The following is a 16,952-nucleotide window of genomic DNA, read 5'->3' as shown; positions in this document are numbered from 1 at the left end:
TCCCGAACTGAACCGACCTTCAAGACAAATCCAAAAACGCGAAATGCGAGGCGAAAATGCGTAACAAGTTTGATATCGATGGCCTGAAACTCAACCGGCGTAATATTTTGCGTGGCGGCATTTTCGCTGGTGCCGCCGCCGCAACCCTGGGGGCCGCCGCCGCACAGGCCCAGCCCATTGCCGCCCGGCCCAAAGTTGTCACCCCGCGCAAACTGCCCATTGCCCATGCAAGCGCCACCGCCAGCGACAAACCAAAAGCAAAACCGGCCGACCTGACAGGCTATACCCGTGTCAAACAGGAACTGGTGATGCCGCCCTTTGCCCCCAAACACGAACAGGTTGCCACGGGCGGACCGAAAATCGTCGAAATCACGATGGAAACCGAGGAAAAACTTCTGACCGTCGATGAAGATACCGGGGCCAGCATCTGGGCGCTGACCTATAACGGGTCTGTTCCCGGGCCGCTGATTATTGCCCATGAGGGCGACTATATCGAACTGACTCTGCGCAACCCTGCCAGCAGCCAGATGGAACACAATATCGATTTCCATGCCTCGACCGGCGCGCTGGGCGGCGGCGGCCTGACCCACGTCTATCCGGGCGAGGAAACCGTTCTGCGCTTCAAGGCGATCAAACCGGGTGTCTTTACCTATCATTGCGCACCGGGCGGGGCGATGATCCCCTATCATGTCACGCATGGCATGAATGGCGCTATCATGATCCTGCCGCGCGACGGGCTGAAGGACCGCGATGGCAAGCCGCTGCGTTATGACAGCATTGCCTATATCGGCGAACAGGATTTCTATCTGCCGCGTGATGAAAATGGCGACTATAAAACCTATAAAACCGCGGGTGACGATTATGCCGACAGTGTTGATGCCATGCGCACCCTGATCCCGACCCATTCGGTCTTTAACGGATCGGTCGGGGCGCTGACCGGCGACCATGCCTTAAAGGCCAAAGTCGGCGAAACGGTTTTGATGATCCATAACCAGGCCAACCGCGACACCCGCCCGCACCTGATTGGCGGTCACGGCGATTATGTCTGGGAAACCGGATCGTTTGGCGATGCCCCGCACACCGGGATGGAAACCTGGTTCATTCGCGGCGGCAGTGCCGGCGCCGCCCTGTATACCTTCAAACAGCCCGGCGTTTACGCCTATGTCAACCACAACCTTATCGAAGCTGCCCTGCTGGGCGCCACTGCCCATTTTGTGGTTGAAGGCGCGTGGGACAACAACCTGATGGAACAGGTTGTCGCCCCGCGCCCGATTGCAAAATAACGGGAGACTGATGATGATTGCCGCCAGCCGGACCGGTTATTGCACGAAGGTTTTCGTCGTTGCCGGGCTGCTGGCGGCATCATTATGGGGCCTGGGTGCCTGCAATAATAACCCCCATGCCAATTTTGCCTATGTGCCGCAAATGGCCGAACGGCCCGTCACCCTGCCCGATGGACATAAAATTTATGTCCAGAAATTTGAAGTCACCATCGCCCAGTGGAATGCCTGCCACAATGACGGGGCCTGCACCGAAGAATTACGCCCACCCGCAGGCCACGATGCCGCCCATATCCCGGCAACCGGCCTTAATTATTCTGACGTGTCGCAATATCTGGCCTGGATTAACGAAAAATCCCGCCACAGCTTTCGCCTGCCGACATCGCGGGAATGGCAATTCATGGCAAAAGCGGTCCTGCCGGAAAAACCCGACCCGCTGTTTACCGACCCGGATTTGCGCTGGGCCTCGGCCTATCTGACCAAGGGGCTTGCCCCGCGTATTCTTCGGGAGCAGGGAACGTTTTCCACCAGCCCCGAAGGCATTGCCGACCTGGATGGCAGTGTCTGGGAATGGACAAACGACTGTTATGCCGGAAGCGAACCCTCCGCCACGCCGGAACGCTGCCCCGCCTATTATGTGGGGGGCGAACATTTGGCCGTTATCCCGTTTCTGGTCCGCGACCCGGCCCGCGGTGGCTGTGCGGTGGGCACCCCGCCCGCCCATCTTGGGTTCCGTCTGGTCACGGATGAAAAACCGGCATAGATGTCCATGATCCGGCGACCAGAACATCAAAAGCCCCCGTCTGACCAGCCACCTTTGTAAAAAAGCAATCCTCTTAAGCGCTTTTGCATGGCAATCCCGGCGATATATCGTTACACGCATCACAGCAAAATCGACTGTCGCGCAGATGGCGACCACATGCCTGACCAGAAAAGCCCATGACCATCACACCCCCGCCCAAGACCGAGCGCAAAACATCCCTGAGCGAAAAAGTCGTTTCCAGCCTGCGCAGCGAAATTGAAGGTGGCAATTTGCTACCTGGTACAAAACTGCCAACCGAACCGGCCCTGACAAAACAGTTCGGCGTCAGCCGCGCCGTCCTGCGCGAGGCGATTGCCGTGCTGAAAGCCAATGGTTTGCTGGAATCCCGCCAGGGGGCCGGTGTGTTTGTACTAAGCCCGGCCCCAGCGGAAAATGACGGAACGGTTTTTGATGTGAATGCCACACAAATGTCCGATGTGCTGGAAATTCTGGAACTGCGCATGGCCGTTGAGATCGAGGCTGCGGGCCTGGCGTGCAGTCGCAGCTCTGCCGCCCAGCAGGCGAAAATTTACGAAGCCGTACGCGACATGGAACGACAGGTGCAATCGGGCAAGCAGGCGGCACAGGCGGATTATGAATTTCACCGCGCCATTGCCGATGCCACAAACAACCGCCGCTATGTCACGTTCATGGACTATCTGGGCGACAAAACCATTCCCCGGCTCCAATCCCAACCGCACCAGCGCCCCATTGCGATTGAACAACAGCTTGCACACACCGATCGCATTCTTGCCGAACATCACCGCATATATGAGGCGATCGCGCTGCGGGATGCCGATGGTGCCCGCATCGCCATGCGTGATCATATTCTTAAAAGCCAGGCACGGTATCAAAGCCTGTTGCGCAATCGCTAAACCCCTGCCATTTACCACGCAAAAGACCCGCCATGTCCGCATCCCCTGCCCTTCATGAAAATCAGCTAAACCTGCCGGACGCAACACTGGTGTGGACACGCGAAGGCAATACCACGGGCCCGACACTTGTCTGGGCACATGGTCTGATGTCGAACAGCTATTCACTGGAAGATAAAGGGATTTACGACTTCACCCCGATCAGCAAGGCCGGAACGCTCATTCGTTACGACGCACGCGGGCATGGACGCTCAAACGCCCGGCCAGTTCCCCAACGCTTTACCTGGCCCGCGCTGGCAGATGATTTTCTGGCCGTTGCCAAGATTGCCGCACCGAATGAAAAAATTATCGGCATGGGGTGTTCAATGGGCACGGCAACATTATTGCATGCCGCCCTGAAAGCCCCCACCACCTTTTCAAAACTGGTGTTAACCGCCCCGCCCACCGCCTGGGAAACACGGCGGGCCCATGCAATGGTTTATAACAAATCAGCCCGCGCCCTGGAGCGGGATGGTCAAGCCGCCCTTGATGCCCTGGTTGCCAATATGGCCCCGCCACCGATTTTTACCGACCTTCCCGCCTTTCCGGTTGAAACCGGCCTGGATGTGTTGCCCGCCATTCTGCGCGGTGCGGGCATGTCAAATTTGCCAGCCCGTGATGATCTGAAATCTATTTCCGTACCGGTGCTGATTCTGGCCTGGGAAAGCGACCCCAGCCACCCGATTGCCACTGCACACGCCCTGGCGGATTTACTGCCAAATACCGAATTGCACGTGGCAAAATCAGTCAATGACGTGCGCGATTGGGGGCACCGCATCGCCGATTTTATGCAGCAACCAACCTAAGCGGCCTTTTCCTCAAACGGAAATTGCCGTTTTCATATCTGCCATTGTTGTAAAAACCTGATGCGCCCCGGCGTCAATCAGGCGCTGGCGGGCACTATCGCGCGATCCGTCATAATGGCCGCCACCAACAAAGCCCCAGCAGGTCATACCGGCGGCAATCGCGGCCTGCGCCCCGGCAACGGAATCCTCCACCACCAGGCAGTTTTCCGGCGCAAACCCCATATCCTGTGCGGCATATAAAAACAGGTCCGGGGCCGGTTTGCCATTTTTCACAAAATCCGCACTATAAATGCGCCCCTTGAACCACGGCCCCAAACCCGTCAGGCGCATGGTTGTTTCAAGGCGCTGGACCGAACTGCTTGACGAGATGCAAAAAGGTATATCGCGGGTCTTCAGTGCCGTCAGAACCCCATCAATACCGTCAATTTTACGCAGTTCACTCTCATAACGTGCAAACAGCTTGTCATAAAAATACGGTTTGAATTCCGCATTCACATCGCGGCCGGTTTGATCAAAAATATACTGGATCGGCGCAGCACTGGATCGCCCGGTAAACAGACGGGCCACTTCTTCACCCGATAAGGACGCACCAAAATGCGCCAGAACGTCCACCAGTGTCGAAAGCGAGATCGGTTCACTATTTACAAGAACACCGTCGCAATCAAAAAGGACGGCCTTGATCGGTGCAGGCAGTTCGGTGTAGGACCCGATAGAAGGGGATGTCGGCTGCATGTGTTTCCCGGACCTTGTTTTTTTTTGCAATTTCCAACCCTAGCCAATCGGGAATATTCGCGTCAACACAAATGAACATTTGACCAATCTGTGGTCTTTTGTTCAATTTAGGTCAAAACGGCAAAAAAGTCAGTCTGACCTTCTTCCGAAAGCACAGGATTCACGATAAGACTGACCCGGAAAAACAACGTCAAGAGGCGGGAGGAACCATCGCCATGACCCTGAAAGACAAAGCCATTATCGGTGTGGATGTGGGAACCGGCAGTGCGCGCGCTGGCGTGTTTGACAGCACCGGCAAACTTCTGGGCAGCGCATCCTACCCGATTGCAATGAACCGCCCGCGCCCCGATTTTGTTGAACAGGATTCCGCAAATATTTGGCAATCCGTTTGTAAATCGGTCAAGGACGCATTGATCAGGGCCGATGTGGATGGCAATGATGTCGCCGCGATTGGCTTTGATGCCACCTGCTCGCTGGTTATTCGCGGAGCAGATGACAGCCCGCTGCCCGTATCGCCCGATGGCCCGGCCAATTGGGACGTGATTGTCTGGATGGATCACCGCGCCACGCGCGAGGCCGAAGAATGCACCGCCACCGGGTCCAGGGTGCTGGACTATATTGGCGGCACCATGTCGCCGGAAATGGAAATTCCCAAACTGATGTGGCTGAAACGGCATAGCCCCGAAGTCTGGAATAAAATGACAGCGGCCTATGACCTGGCCGATTTTCTGGCTTACCGCGCCACCGGGGACAATGCCCGCTCCTGTTGCACCGTCACCTGCAAATGGACGCATCTTGCCCACGAGGACAGCCCCTGGGATCAGGCATTCCTGTCCTCCGTCGGGCTGGATGATTTTATTGAAAAGGTTGGTATCGATGGCCCGGCTGTTGCCGTGGGGACGCCGGTGGGCAGCCTGTCGGCCAATGCCGCCCGTGAACTGGGCCTGAATACCAACTGCATGGTCGGGGCCGGGTTGATTGATGCCCATGCCGGGGCGTTGGGCACCCTTGGTGCGCATCTTGGTGGCAATCTCGATCAACGCTTTGCCATGATTGCGGGGACCTCTACCTGCCATATGGCGCTGTCACCGGAACCGCGCTTTATCAAGGGTGTGTGGGGGCCGTATTTTGGCGCGGTCGCACCGGGCCTGTGGCTTAATGAAGGCGGACAATCCGCCACGGGTGCGCTTTTGGATCATATCTGTGCCCTGCACCCCTTTGCCCGCGACATGGGCCGCGATGCCCACCGTCTGGCGGGTGAAAAACTGCTGCCGCGCATGATGGAACAGGCCGATCTGGCCCCGCGCCTGCATATGCTGCCCGATTTTCATGGCAACCGCTCCCCACTGGCGGACCCGGAGGCCCTGGGGGTTATCAGCGGGCTTACGCTTGATCAAAGCGAAGAAAGCTTCCTTGACCTGTATTGGGCAACCGCCTGCGCCATTGCCTATGGCACCCGCCATATCATTGATGCGCTGAATGCCACGGGCTATGACATCCGCCATATTCACCTGAGCGGCGGCCACACCGCCAGCCCGGTTCTGGTCAAACTATATGCCGATGTCACCGGCTGCGATGTTGTCATGTCGGAATGCCCGGAGCCTGTCCTGCTTGGCGCTGCCATGCTCGCCGCTGCCGCACTGGATAGCGAAGGCGAACTTGAAGCGGCATCGCGCAGCATGGCCGCACCCGAAACCGTCAAAACCCCGGATGAAAGTGCCAGGGCCGACCATGACCGCCGTTATGCCATCTTTCATAAACTGCATGCCCATCGCCAGGAACTTGATGACATGAGCAAGGCCTGACCCCGGACAGGCTATACAAAAATCCCCCGTCGGCATCCGAACTGACGGGGGATTTTCATTTGGGGGCGCTTACCCTCTCACCACCTTGGGCGGCGAGCGGACAAACCGGCTCAGGCCAGGTTCTGTTTCAAAAACTCTGCCGTGCGGGCATTGGCCGTGGCGGCGGCCTGTTCATCGTAATGATTGCCGCCCACGCGGCAAAAGGCATGGTTGCTGTCCGGGTACTGATAAATCGTCACTTCGGCTTTGTCTTTCAGGGCAGCCTTGATTTTATCCTGTGCCTCGGTCGGAATGAATTCATCCTGCCCGGCCAGGTGCATGATCAATGGCTTACTGATTTTATCGGCTTCGCCCAGATAATTATCAATGCCCGCACCATAGAACGAGGCAAAGGCATCCGCATCCGTGCGGGTTGCCGCCAGATAGGTCATCATCCCGCCCATGCAATAGCCGACAACGGCGGCCTTGCCACTGGCATCGGGCAGGGCGCGGGCGGCATCCAGGGTCGCCTGAATATCCTCGGCCCCTTTGTCTGGGTTAAATTTCTGCAAATAGCCAAAGGCCTTTTGCCATTCTTCGTCGGTTTTATCGGTCAGTTCGATCCCCGGCTCCAGCCGCCAGAACAGATCCGGGCATACGGCAATATAGCCCTGACGGGCATAATCATCGGCCACACCGCGCATCACGGCATTGACACCAAATATTTCCTGAATCACCACCACCACCGGGGCTGGCAGTTTTTCCGGCATGGCGACATAGGCATTAAACGTCCCGTCGGCAGTTTTAATGGCAAGATTCTGGCTCATGGGGCCTCCGTGTTTTTGATCAGTTATCATAATTGCGCGCGCCCGTCAGACCAGGCCAGTCACCCCAACCCGTCCTCAACGCACCACGATGCCCGGGAGATAATCCAAAATCCGGTCAATGCCAGTGCTACGGCCAACACCAACAGCGAAATGACAAACAATTTGCAAAACGGATTTTCAGGCGTAATCATGGCTTATCGTCCAAGCCTGACCGGCACCCATCCTGCCCGGAATTCCCCAATGTTGTTCAATGATAACGAAATTTTCCATCCCGTTCAGGGCCTGTTTTATCGCGCAATTGACCCGCACTATCGGGCCACCAGCCTGGCAGGGTCGCGCAATGCGGGCCGGTATTCACGGGCCGATCAACCCACACTTTATCTCAGTTCCTCGCCAAAGGGGGTTAAGGCCGCGATGATTGCACATCGCACAGAGCGCGCGACGGACCTTGAAATGATCACGGTGTCAGTCGATGCCCGGCGCATTTTTGATCTGCGCGATGAAAAGGCCTGCGAAAGGGCGGGTATCCGCCCCGGCGAGGCAACCGCCCCGTGGCAGGACCTTGTTGCATAAGGCCAAACACCCCCATCCTGGCGGGTGCGCGACAGGCTGGAGAAATTGGGCGCTCACGGCCTGATTGACCCGTCGCGCAAGGCCCCGGGACTTTGGCATCTTGTGCTGTTTGACTGGAATACAGGCCCGCAGCAGCCCGCGGTTAAGGTCGTATCACCTTAACGCGCCAGCACGCCTTCCGGGTCAGCCTTAACCGCTTTGGCATCCCAAATCACCAGATGATCATTTTTATAGTCAAACCGCGCCAGCGGCTGATCGGGACCGGTAATCGGGTTGTCGCGCCGGGCGATAATTTCACCATGTGGATGCGCGTCCAGCCACTGCTGCACTTCTTCCATAGACAGCAACATGGGAATGGGCTGTTCCAACCGGCCCAAAAACTGGAACTGCGCATGATATTTGCCCCAATAGGCCACATTGCGCCCGGCATCCTGCTGGGTTTTCAGATACTGCGCCATTGGCCGCATGTTATAATCGGTATGCAGGCGCGGAGCAGCGATCATGAACACCATTGAGACCAACAGCAAATTCACCCCGGCAAGCACGCCAACCGCCACGGTACGGCGGGTTTCAATCACCAAAAGCGCCCCGCCCGCCAGCAGCAAAAACGCGCCCCACCAGCCATCGAGCAAACCGACCCAGGCCGGGATTTTGGCAAAAAACGAGGGTAAAAACGGCGCAACCAGCCCGGCCACACCCAGAATAATCACAAACACCGCCACCGGGATCTGATCCATCCGGCGGGTGGGTAAATCGGCGATGATGCGGGCAAAAATCAGCGACAGAAGCGGCAATACCGGCAAAATATAATGCACCCGCTTGCCCGAAATCAGGCTGAAGGCCACCAGCAAAAACACCGCCCCCAGCAGGCAAAACCGTATCCCGGCATCCATATCGCGGCGCCAGCCAAACCCGAACAGCGACCGCCACAAACCACCCCACAACAGCCAGGGCAGCAACATGGCGGGCAAAGCGACCAGATAATAATAAAACGGCTCGACATGGGCGAAACTGTCCACCATCCGGCCCGCCGTCTGGCCCCAGAAAATGGCATTGCGATAGTCTTCGCCACCAAAAATCGCCGCCGGAATGGCCCAGCACAGGGCAATCACCGCCCCCAGCACAACCGCCAGCCCCATGCCCGCATACCAGCGACCAAGGCCATCATTTTGCACCAACCCGGCCTTGGCAGTACCACTATTCGCCGGGCGACGGGCCCCGCCCATAAAGGACGACCAGTCACGCCGCCATACAGGGGCAAACACCGCAGCAGGCAACACATAGAGCAAAATCACCGGCCCCTTGGAGAGCACCCCCAGACCAATGGCAATGCCGGTAATGATCCAGCCCTTGCGCGCATTCTGCCGGTCGCCCTCATTGGCAACAAAAACGCCATACCAGCCCAGCAGCGCAAAAAAGCATTGCAGCATGTCAAAATAGGTCAGCGTGCCATAACCGGCATAATAGGTGCCGCCGATCAGAAATAACGGGGCAAGCTGCGCAATTTCCGGTTTACCCGGCCAAATGCGGCGCGCCAGCAGAACCAGCATCACCAGGTTTAATCCGGCAAATAACGGAGCGATCAAACGGGCGGTAAAATCATTCACACCAAAAATCGCCCAGGTGGCATTGATCAGCCAAAACAGCATCGGCGGTTTGTGCGCATAGGGTTCGCCGTTCAGATGCGGCACCAGCCAGTTGTGATGCAGCCACATATCCCACGCCACCGACAGATAACGTGTTTCATCCACCGGCAATAACGGGCGGGCCAATACCCCCACAACCGCAACCAGTGCCCATAAAGCCAGAATCACGCTAAACGATGCCGTTCTTGCGCCGGTGCGGTTATGAATGCTCATCTGTTTTCCGTATGATTAAAAGCCGCGTTATTCCGCCACAACTGACGGAATGGTTTCTGTTTTGGCGTCACGTTTTTCGCGATGGATGAAATACAGATTGCGCGCATACACAATCAGGCCAAAGGACTGGCCCAGAATAATAATCGGCTCGGCCCGTTTCAGGCCATACACCATCAGGCAGATCCCGCCCGCAATGCTCAGATACCAGAACGCGACGGGAACAATGCTTTTGGCATGTTTTTCACTGACCAGCCACTGAACCAGAAACCGGCCGGAAAACATCACCTGTCCCACAACACCCAGAACAAACCAGGCGTCGAGATTGGATAACAACCGTGCAAGCCAGTCGTGCATCGCCGCCCTCCTATTCTTTTGATTTCACAACGGGTGTTTTGGCACGGGCCTGAAGCCACATCACACCCATAATATCAACAATACCAACCCAAAGCCGGTTCATCATGCTGTAATTTGACTGCCCCCGCAACCGTGGCCGGTGATTGACCGCCACCGAAAAAACCCGCCCCCCGTCGCGTAACATCAAGGCCGGCAAAAACCGGTGCATATGGTTAAAACGCGGGAAAGCCAAAAAATCCTCGCGGCGAAACAGCTTGATGCCACAGCCGGTATCGGGCGTCTGATCCTTTAACAGGCCCCCGCGTACCTTGTTGGCAATCCGCGACTGTATGCGCTTCATTGCCGTATCATGCCGATTGGCCCGCCAGCCCGCGATCAGAACCTGCGCATCAGCCCCCTCGGCGCGATAGCGTTCCAGCAATTGCGGAATATCGGCCGGGTCGTTCTGCCCGTCGCCATCAAGGGTCACAATCAGCTTGCCGCGTGCATGTTTCACCCCGGTTAAAACCGCAATTGACTGACCACAGCTTTTTTCATGGCAAATCAAATGCAGTTCTTCAACCCGCTGGCGCAAATTGCGAATGATGGTTGTGGTTTCATCCGTACTGCCATCATCGACATAAATAATGTCAAACGGCACCTTGCCCCGCAGGGCGGCGACAATTTCGGTGACAAGCGGTTCGATATTTTCGGCTTCGTTCTTGACGGGCACCACCACCGACAATTCTGTCACACGATTTTCCCTTTCGGGTGCGGCGGTATCATCAGCCGTCATCGGGGATGAAGCCGGTTGGTCAGGCAAGGCGTTTTTATCAGTCGTCATTCTTGTGAACCGTCATGGCGATCAACACATCGCCTGCACAATCGGGGGCTGGTGCGGGCAGGCCCGTTTGGCGCAGATGCGTCAATGTCCCTTATCTTGTTGAAACTTTAAATAATTTAACACGAATAAACTTCAAGATTATACGACATGAAACCTGACAATTTCATGAATGATATGTGACTGGCGATGTCGCGATACCAGATATTCAATCTGTCATGAAAATGACGGCATGGCCCCGTTACGCCGCACGCGGTGTTGATAATATTTTCCGGCCCCCTTCGCAAGAAAACTATTATCGCGGGCCCATCCCCCCAAACACGGCTGCCATGAATTTTTATCGGTCAAACCGGCTGTTGCAGATGCGCGATCGCAGGACGGACACCATATGGTTGTCGCCTTAAAGATATACATTGCCAGGCTGCATAAAATTTTTGTCAAATCGCCCCCAATGGGGCAAAGGAATGATACTCAAGAAAACTGTCATATATTCACGCCCTGTTCCTGTCCCCTGTTTGCGCCTTCAGCCCCACGGATTTTCATGAAAAAACTGCTTACCCGCCCCGGAACCATCATCATTATCCTGATATTGCTTGGCGCTGGCGGATGGCTGGGCCGCACTTATGTTTTTCCGCCCGAAACCGCGCCAGACTATGTGACGGCCAAAGTGTCACGCGGCGATCTTGAAAGCACGGTTCTGGCCACGGGCGCGCTGGAGGCATCGCAGCTTGTCTCGGTCGGCGCACAGGTTTCCGGACAAATCAAAAAACTTTATGTGTCCCTGGGCGATGTCATCAAGGAAGGCGACATGATTGCCGAAATTGACCCTTCCACCCAGCAAAATGCCCTAAGCGATGCCAAGGCAAAACTCGCCAATATCGAGGCCCAGCTTGCCTCCAAACAGGCAACCCTGCGCCAGGCGCAAAAGGCCTATCAACGGCAAAAGGAAATGCGCCGCCTTGATGCCAGCCCCCAGGAAGACCTTGAAAATGCCGAGGCCACCCTGGCCGTGACCAAGGCGGAAATCAACGCGCTTAATGCCCAGATCGATCAGGCCCGCATCGCGGTGGATACAGCACAAATCGACCTGAATTACACCAAAATTCGCGCCCCGATGGATGGCACGGTGGTATCCCTGCCCGTCAAGGTCGGACAAACGGTCAATGCGGTGCAATCAACACCGACCATTCTCAAGCTCGCCCAGCTTTCGACCATGACGGTGAAGGCCGAAATTTCGGAGGCCGATGTCATTCGCGTCAAACCGGGACAGGAGGTTTATTTCACCATTCTGGGAGATCCGGATTCACGTTATCACGCCACATTGCGCGCCATTGAACCCGCGCCGGACGCAATCAAGGATAATGACGATGGCCTGGCCGACAACAAGGCGGTCTACTACAATGCCCTGTTTGATATTTCCAACCCCGATGGCATCCTGCGCATTGCCATGACAACCGAAGTGACCATCATCCTCAAATCGGTCAAGGATGCCCTGATCATTCCCGCATCCGCCCTTAAAACCGGCCCGGATGGCGAAAGCTATGTCGAAATGCCCGGCAAGGAGGGAACGGTTAAAAAACAACCCGTCACGGTGGGCCTGAATACCAATGTCAAAGCCCAGATCACAGCGGGCCTGCAAGAAGGCGACACCGTGATCATCGGTGCGGCCAGTGGTGCCAGTGCCAACGCAAACGGCCCCCGGGGAATGAGATTCTGACATGCAACAGGCCCCGTTGATCGAAATTACCGACCTGTGGCGTGAATACCCGGCAGGCGACCAGAAAATCGCGGTTCTCAAAGGTGTCAACCTGACCATCGAACGCGGTGAAATGGTGGCGATTGTCGGGGCCTCGGGCTCTGGCAAATCAACGCTGATGAATATTCTGGGCTGCCTGGACCAGCCCACGCGCGGCACCTATCGCGTGAATGGCCGTGCCACCGATGCGCTGGAAGCCGACGAGCTTGCCGCGCTCCGCCGGGAATATTTCGGCTTTATTTTTCAACGCTATCACCTGTTATCCGACCTGACCGCGCTTGGCAATGTCGAGGTCCCGGCCATTTATGCCGGTTATTCCGCCAGCCAGCGCCATGACCGGGCCAGAAGCCTGCTGGAAAAGGTCGGTTTGGGCGACCGCACCCATCACCGCCCCGGCCAGCTTTCCGGCGGGCAGCAACAGCGTGTCAGCATCGCGCGTGCGCTGATGAATGGCGGTGATGTGATACTGGCCGATGAACCCACCGGCGCGCTTGACAGCAAAAGCGGCGAGCAAACCCTGGCCCTTTTGCGCGATCTTCATGCCGACGGACACACGGTTATCCTTGTCACCCACGATGCCAATGTTGCCGCCCATGCCGAACGGGTGATCGAAATTCTTGATGGCGAAATCATCCGCGATGAACGCCAGACCGCAACCGGCAGCGGCGAAAACACTCCCCCCGCGCCCATTGCGCAAAAACCCGAAGGCAACCGCCTGATCGCGGAATTTGGCCGCTTTGGTGAAGCCTTCAGGATGGCGCTGGTCGCCATGATGGCGCATCGCCTGCGCACCTTTCTGACCATGCTGGGCATTATCATCGGCATTGCCTCCGTCGTTTCGGTTGTTGCCCTTGGCACCGGATCGCGTGAAAAGGTTCTGGCCGACATCAGTTCGATTGGCACCAACACCATCGATATTCGCCGGGGCAAGGATTTTGGCGACCGCGATGCCGATGCCATCCGCACCCTTACGGCGGGCGATGCCAATGCGCTCAATAACCAGTATTACGTCGATAGCGTCACACCCAGCGTGTCCACCAGTGTGACCCTGCGCTATCGCAATATCGAGGTCACATCCTCCGTCACCGGCGTTGGTGTGGATTATGACCGTGTGCGCGGCTATGAAATGGCATCAGGCATCTGGTTTAACCAGCGTTCTGTTGATAACCGTGCCCAGGATGCGATTATCGACAACAACACCCGCGACAAGCTGTTTCCCAATGGCGAAGATCCGCTGGGCAAGGTAATTTTGCTGGGATCCGTCCCCGTGCGTGTCATTGGCGTCACCAAACCCTATGACAGCGCCTTTGGCCGGGGTGACAGCCTCAATGTCTGGTTGCCCTACACCACCGTTATGACCCGGCTGACCGGGCAAAATTACCTGACCAGCATCACGGTGCGTGTTGCCGATGCGGTGGACACCAAACTGGCCGATCAGAAAATTACCGAATTTCTGCAACGCCGCCACGGCACGCGGGATTTTTTCACCATCAATACCGATACCATCCGCAAAACCATTGAAACCACAACCGCCACCCTGACCCTGCTGGTATCATCCATCGCGGTAATTTCGCTGATTGTCGGGGGCATTGGGGTTATGAATATCATGCTGGTTTCCGTCACCGAACGCACCGGAGAAATTGGCGTGCGCATGGCTGTGGGGGCGCGGCAGGGCGATATTCTGCGCCAGTTCCTGATCGAGGCGGTTTTGGTCTGCCTGATTGGCGGGGGGCTTGGCATCGGGCTTGCCCTGTTGATCGGGGTTTTGTTTGGCACGCTCGGCACGCCGTTCCAGATGATTTATTCCACCACATCCATTATTGCAGCCTTTGCCTGCTCGTCGATGATCGGGGTTCTGTTTGGCTTCCTGCCCGCGCGTAATGCCGCCCGCCTTAACCCTGTCGATGCCCTGAACCGGGACTGAAGGATAAAAAATGCTGAAATCAACCCTCAAAACCGGCACCATCCTGGGTCTGCTTTTGCTTGCGGGCTGTTCCAGCCTGGAAAAAACCACCTACAACGCGCCCGATGTCACCCTGCCTGCAGGGTGGTACAGTGACGGTAACAACAGCCCCGCAGCAGGCACTGGCAACAAAACAGCCCATAACGATCTTGCCCTGGCGCCGTCCAACTGGTGGCACAATTTCAACGACCCGGCGCTTGACCGGCTTATTGCCAATGCGCTGGCGCAAAATAACGATCTTGCGGCGGCCACCATCAAGGTGCGCCAGGCACAGCTTCAGGCAGGCATTGCCAAAACCGACCTGTTCCCCGACCTGTCCGCCGGGGCCAATGCCTCCTCCGCGCGCAACCTTGATACCGGGCGCATCACGCGCAGCTATGGCACCACCAGCCGCGTCAGTTACGAGGTCGATTTATGGGGAAAACTTGGCAGCACATATGACGCCAAAAAATGGGAAGCCCTGGCAACCGAAAAGGACCGCGCCAGCACCGCCCTGACCCTGACCGGCACCACGGCGAACCTGTATTGGCAAAGTGTGTATGACCAGCAACGCCTTGCCATTGCCCGGGCCAGCATTGACTATGCCCGCAAAACGCTGGAACTGGTCAATGTAAAATACCAGTCCGGCGCGTCAAGCTCGCTTGAACTTTATGAATCCCGCCGCAGCCTGGAAAGCCAGCTTGCCAATGCCACCCAGATCGAACAAAGCCTGAAAGCCAATAAAAACGCGCTGTCGATCCTGTTTAACCAGCCGCCACAACAAATCGCCATCGCCCGCAAAACCCTGCCCGATGGCACCCTGCCGGTGGTTAAATCCGGCCTGCCCGCCGGCCTTCTGGCCCGCCGCCCGGATGTTAAGGCCGCAGAGCTTCGCCTGCGCGCCGATGTTGCCAATATCAATTCCGTCAAAACCAGCCTGCTGCCAACCCTGAACCTAACGGGCGAGCTTGGCACCAGCAGCGACCAGTTGCGCAACCTTCTGGAAAACCCGATTGGCACATTGGGCGCAAACATCGCCCTGCCCTTCCTCAACTGGAACGAAAGACAGCTTAATATCCGTGTCTCCGAAGCCCAGTATAAACAGGATGTGATCACTTACCGCCAAACCCTCTATCAGGCCTTCAGCGACGTTGAAACCGCCCTGTCCGCACGCGACCACTATATCGCACAGGCCCAAAACCTGCGTGCCGCCCTTGATGATGCCCGCAACGCCGAACGCATCTACGAAACCCGTTTTCGCGCCGGTGCCGTCTCCATGCAAAGCTGGCTCGATGCCCAGGAAACCCGCCGCACCGCCGAAGAATCCCTCCTGCAAAACCAGCTCAACCAGATTTTAAATCTGGTGACGCTGTATCAGGCGTTGGGTGGGGATGTGTAACGAGTGGTAAAGAAATCACAAAACGCACAACGACAAACTGACTGATTCAAAAATCGCCTAAACAAGATGACCAAAAGAAAAATTCACCTCATGTTAAGAAGAAGCTGAGGAGTCCTCAGAATTACGAAAAAATACGACTAATATACTGCTCAAATTCATCATAATACCTGGAAAAACTCCTACACCATATAATGATCCATATGATCTGAAAATATTCTCTTTAATCATCCCGCGCTCCGGGCCGATAGTCCTTCAACAAAAAAAACGACAAGCCAGATTTTTCGATATTTTTGGTCATAAATTTATCCCCCGAGCTATACACATACCAGGACACACCAGTAAAAAAATAAAACATCAAGCAAAACCCCAATAAATAAACCGAAAATGCAACAAATATTGATATATACCAATAGTCTCCATCAGGGCATTTTCCATGACAGTACTGACCCTGCAAAAAAGAAAAAGAAATAATCAATAAAATAGATAAAATGGTAGCAAATCGCACAAGGTATCTTTTTTTCTTAAACGACATCAACGCCCCCCGAAGAAATCGACCTGTTCACCACAAAAACGCATACCTATAAATTCTATAATGTTTACATTTACAATCATGCTACATCTACACAGAAAAGCAAAATTAATTGGACCAAAATGATGAAATGCCTCCGCATCTATACCACCCCGGACGGGGAATCGCATTTTGATGAAGTCGAATTACCAACGACCAAACGCACGGTGCATCCTGAAGCTGTGCCCTTTGATGTGACGGAGAGTTATCCGGCGTCGCGGGTTCGCATCACGCATATTCCCGCCGGGATGCGCGAGGTTGCGTGGCATACGGTGCCAGAGCCGGTTTTAACGGTGCGGCTGGACGGGGCTGTGGATCACGAAACGAGTGATGGCGAGGTGCGCCATGTGGCAGCGGGCAGCTTTGTGCTGGTAGAGGATACACATGGCAAAGGCCATCTTTCGCGCCATTCACCCGAGGCGCAGACCGTGATCTGGGTGTCGCTGCCCAACAGTTTTGATCTGCCGCCGGAATAAACCGGAATAAAAAAGCCGCCATCCGTGGTTAAACAGATGGCGACTTTTTAGAATGCGGGTCTT

The 16,952-nt window shown here is 56.0% G+C and carries 15 protein-coding genes; 10 read left to right on the top strand and 5 right to left on the bottom strand.

Annotation, left to right across the window (positions count from 1 at the left end; genetic code table 11):
• Window positions 1–56 precede the first annotated feature (56 nt).
• From nirK to TH25_RS10025, 4 genes are all read left to right on the top strand, one after another.
• Window positions 57–1,283, top strand: a complete 1,227-nt coding sequence (nirK, locus tag TH25_RS10040; protein WP_114088299.1) for a copper-containing nitrite reductase — start codon at window positions 57–59, stop codon at window positions 1,281–1,283.
• Between the two features lie 10 nt (window positions 1,284–1,293).
• The gene (locus TH25_RS10035) at window positions 1,294–2,043 is read left to right on the top strand and encodes a formylglycine-generating enzyme family protein (RefSeq protein WP_114088298.1); all 750 of its coding nucleotides are present in this window, start codon (window positions 1,294–1,296) and stop codon (window positions 2,041–2,043) included.
• Window positions 2,044–2,219: 176 nt separating this feature from the next.
• Window positions 2,220–2,957 (top strand): FadR/GntR family transcriptional regulator, encoded by a 738-nt coding sequence (locus tag TH25_RS10030; RefSeq protein WP_114088297.1) that lies wholly within the window; start codon window positions 2,220–2,222, stop codon window positions 2,955–2,957.
• A gap of 32 nt (window positions 2,958–2,989) precedes the next feature.
• Entirely contained in the window at window positions 2,990–3,799 is an 810-nt protein-coding gene (locus TH25_RS10025) for an alpha/beta fold hydrolase (protein ID WP_114088296.1), read from the top strand.
• A 12-nt stretch (window positions 3,800–3,811) separates the two neighbouring features.
• Here the strand turns inward: TH25_RS10025 and TH25_RS10020 are convergent, their stop codons facing one another.
• Window positions 3,812–4,531 carry an HAD family hydrolase gene (locus TH25_RS10020; RefSeq protein WP_114088295.1) on the bottom strand — a complete coding sequence of 240 codons (720 nt, stop codon included), beginning with the start codon at window positions 4,529–4,531 and terminating at the stop codon, window positions 3,812–3,814.
• Between the two features lie 215 nt (window positions 4,532–4,746).
• Between TH25_RS10020 and TH25_RS10015 the strand changes: the two genes are divergently transcribed.
• Window positions 4,747–6,336: an FGGY-family carbohydrate kinase gene (locus tag TH25_RS10015; protein ID WP_114088294.1), complete on the top strand. Its 1,590-nt coding sequence runs from the start codon at window positions 4,747–4,749 to the stop codon at window positions 6,334–6,336.
• A 110-nt stretch (window positions 6,337–6,446) separates the two neighbouring features.
• Here the strand turns inward: TH25_RS10015 and TH25_RS10010 are convergent, their stop codons facing one another.
• The gene (locus TH25_RS10010) at window positions 6,447–7,142 is read right to left on the bottom strand and encodes a dienelactone hydrolase family protein (RefSeq protein ID WP_114088293.1); all 696 of its coding nucleotides are present in this window, start codon (window positions 7,140–7,142) and stop codon (window positions 6,447–6,449) included.
• Between the two features lie 189 nt (window positions 7,143–7,331).
• On the opposite strand from TH25_RS10010, the gene TH25_RS10005 reads away from it, so the two are divergent.
• Window positions 7,332–7,715, top strand: coding sequence for an RES domain-containing protein (locus TH25_RS10005; protein WP_220151379.1), 384 nt, complete (start codon window positions 7,332–7,334; stop codon window positions 7,713–7,715).
• 158 nt (window positions 7,716–7,873) lie between these two features.
• Here the strand turns inward: TH25_RS10005 and TH25_RS10000 are convergent, their stop codons facing one another.
• Genes TH25_RS10000 through TH25_RS09990 form a run of 3 tightly spaced genes read right to left on the bottom strand, consistent with a single transcriptional unit; the run spans window position 7,874 to window position 10,751 of the window.
• The gene (locus TH25_RS10000) at window positions 7,874–9,574 is read right to left on the bottom strand and encodes an ArnT family glycosyltransferase (RefSeq protein ID WP_114088292.1); all 1,701 of its coding nucleotides are present in this window, start codon (window positions 9,572–9,574) and stop codon (window positions 7,874–7,876) included.
• Window positions 9,575–9,601: 27 nt separating this feature from the next.
• Entirely contained in the window at window positions 9,602–9,928 is a 327-nt protein-coding gene (locus tag TH25_RS09995; protein ID WP_114088291.1) for a lipid-A-disaccharide synthase N-terminal domain-containing protein, read from the bottom strand.
• Between the two features lie 10 nt (window positions 9,929–9,938).
• On the bottom strand, window positions 9,939–10,751 hold the full coding sequence (locus TH25_RS09990) for a glycosyltransferase family 2 protein (protein ID WP_309471286.1): 813 nt from the start codon (window positions 10,749–10,751) through the stop codon (window positions 9,939–9,941).
• A 538-nt stretch (window positions 10,752–11,289) separates the two neighbouring features.
• On the opposite strand from TH25_RS09990, the gene macA reads away from it, so the two are divergent.
• The 4 genes from macA to TH25_RS09960 all read left to right on the top strand — a co-directional run bounded on the left by macA (window position 11,290) and on the right by TH25_RS09960 (window position 16,889).
• Window positions 11,290–12,465: a macrolide transporter subunit MacA gene (macA, locus tag TH25_RS09980; RefSeq protein ID WP_114088289.1), complete on the top strand. Its 1,176-nt coding sequence runs from the start codon at window positions 11,290–11,292 to the stop codon at window positions 12,463–12,465.
• 1 nt (window position 12,466) lies between these two features.
• Window positions 12,467–14,428, top strand: a complete 1,962-nt coding sequence (locus TH25_RS09975) for a MacB family efflux pump subunit (protein ID WP_114088288.1) — start codon at window positions 12,467–12,469, stop codon at window positions 14,426–14,428.
• 10 nt (window positions 14,429–14,438) lie between these two features.
• Window positions 14,439–15,845: an efflux transporter outer membrane subunit gene (locus tag TH25_RS09970; protein ID WP_114088287.1), complete on the top strand. Its 1,407-nt coding sequence runs from the start codon at window positions 14,439–14,441 to the stop codon at window positions 15,843–15,845.
• Window positions 15,846–16,496: 651 nt separating this feature from the next.
• Window positions 16,497–16,889, top strand: coding sequence for a cupin domain-containing protein (locus TH25_RS09960; protein ID WP_258549109.1), 393 nt, complete (start codon window positions 16,497–16,499; stop codon window positions 16,887–16,889).
• Window positions 16,890–16,952: the final 63 nt, after the last annotated feature.

The sequence above is a fragment of the Thalassospira profundimaris genome (assembly GCF_003326755.1).
Taxonomy (GTDB): Bacteria; Pseudomonadota; Alphaproteobacteria; order Rhodospirillales; family Thalassospiraceae; genus Thalassospira; species Thalassospira profundimaris_B.
Note: the sequence above shows the minus strand (reverse complement) of the source record. Positions and strands in the feature narration are given on the sequence as shown.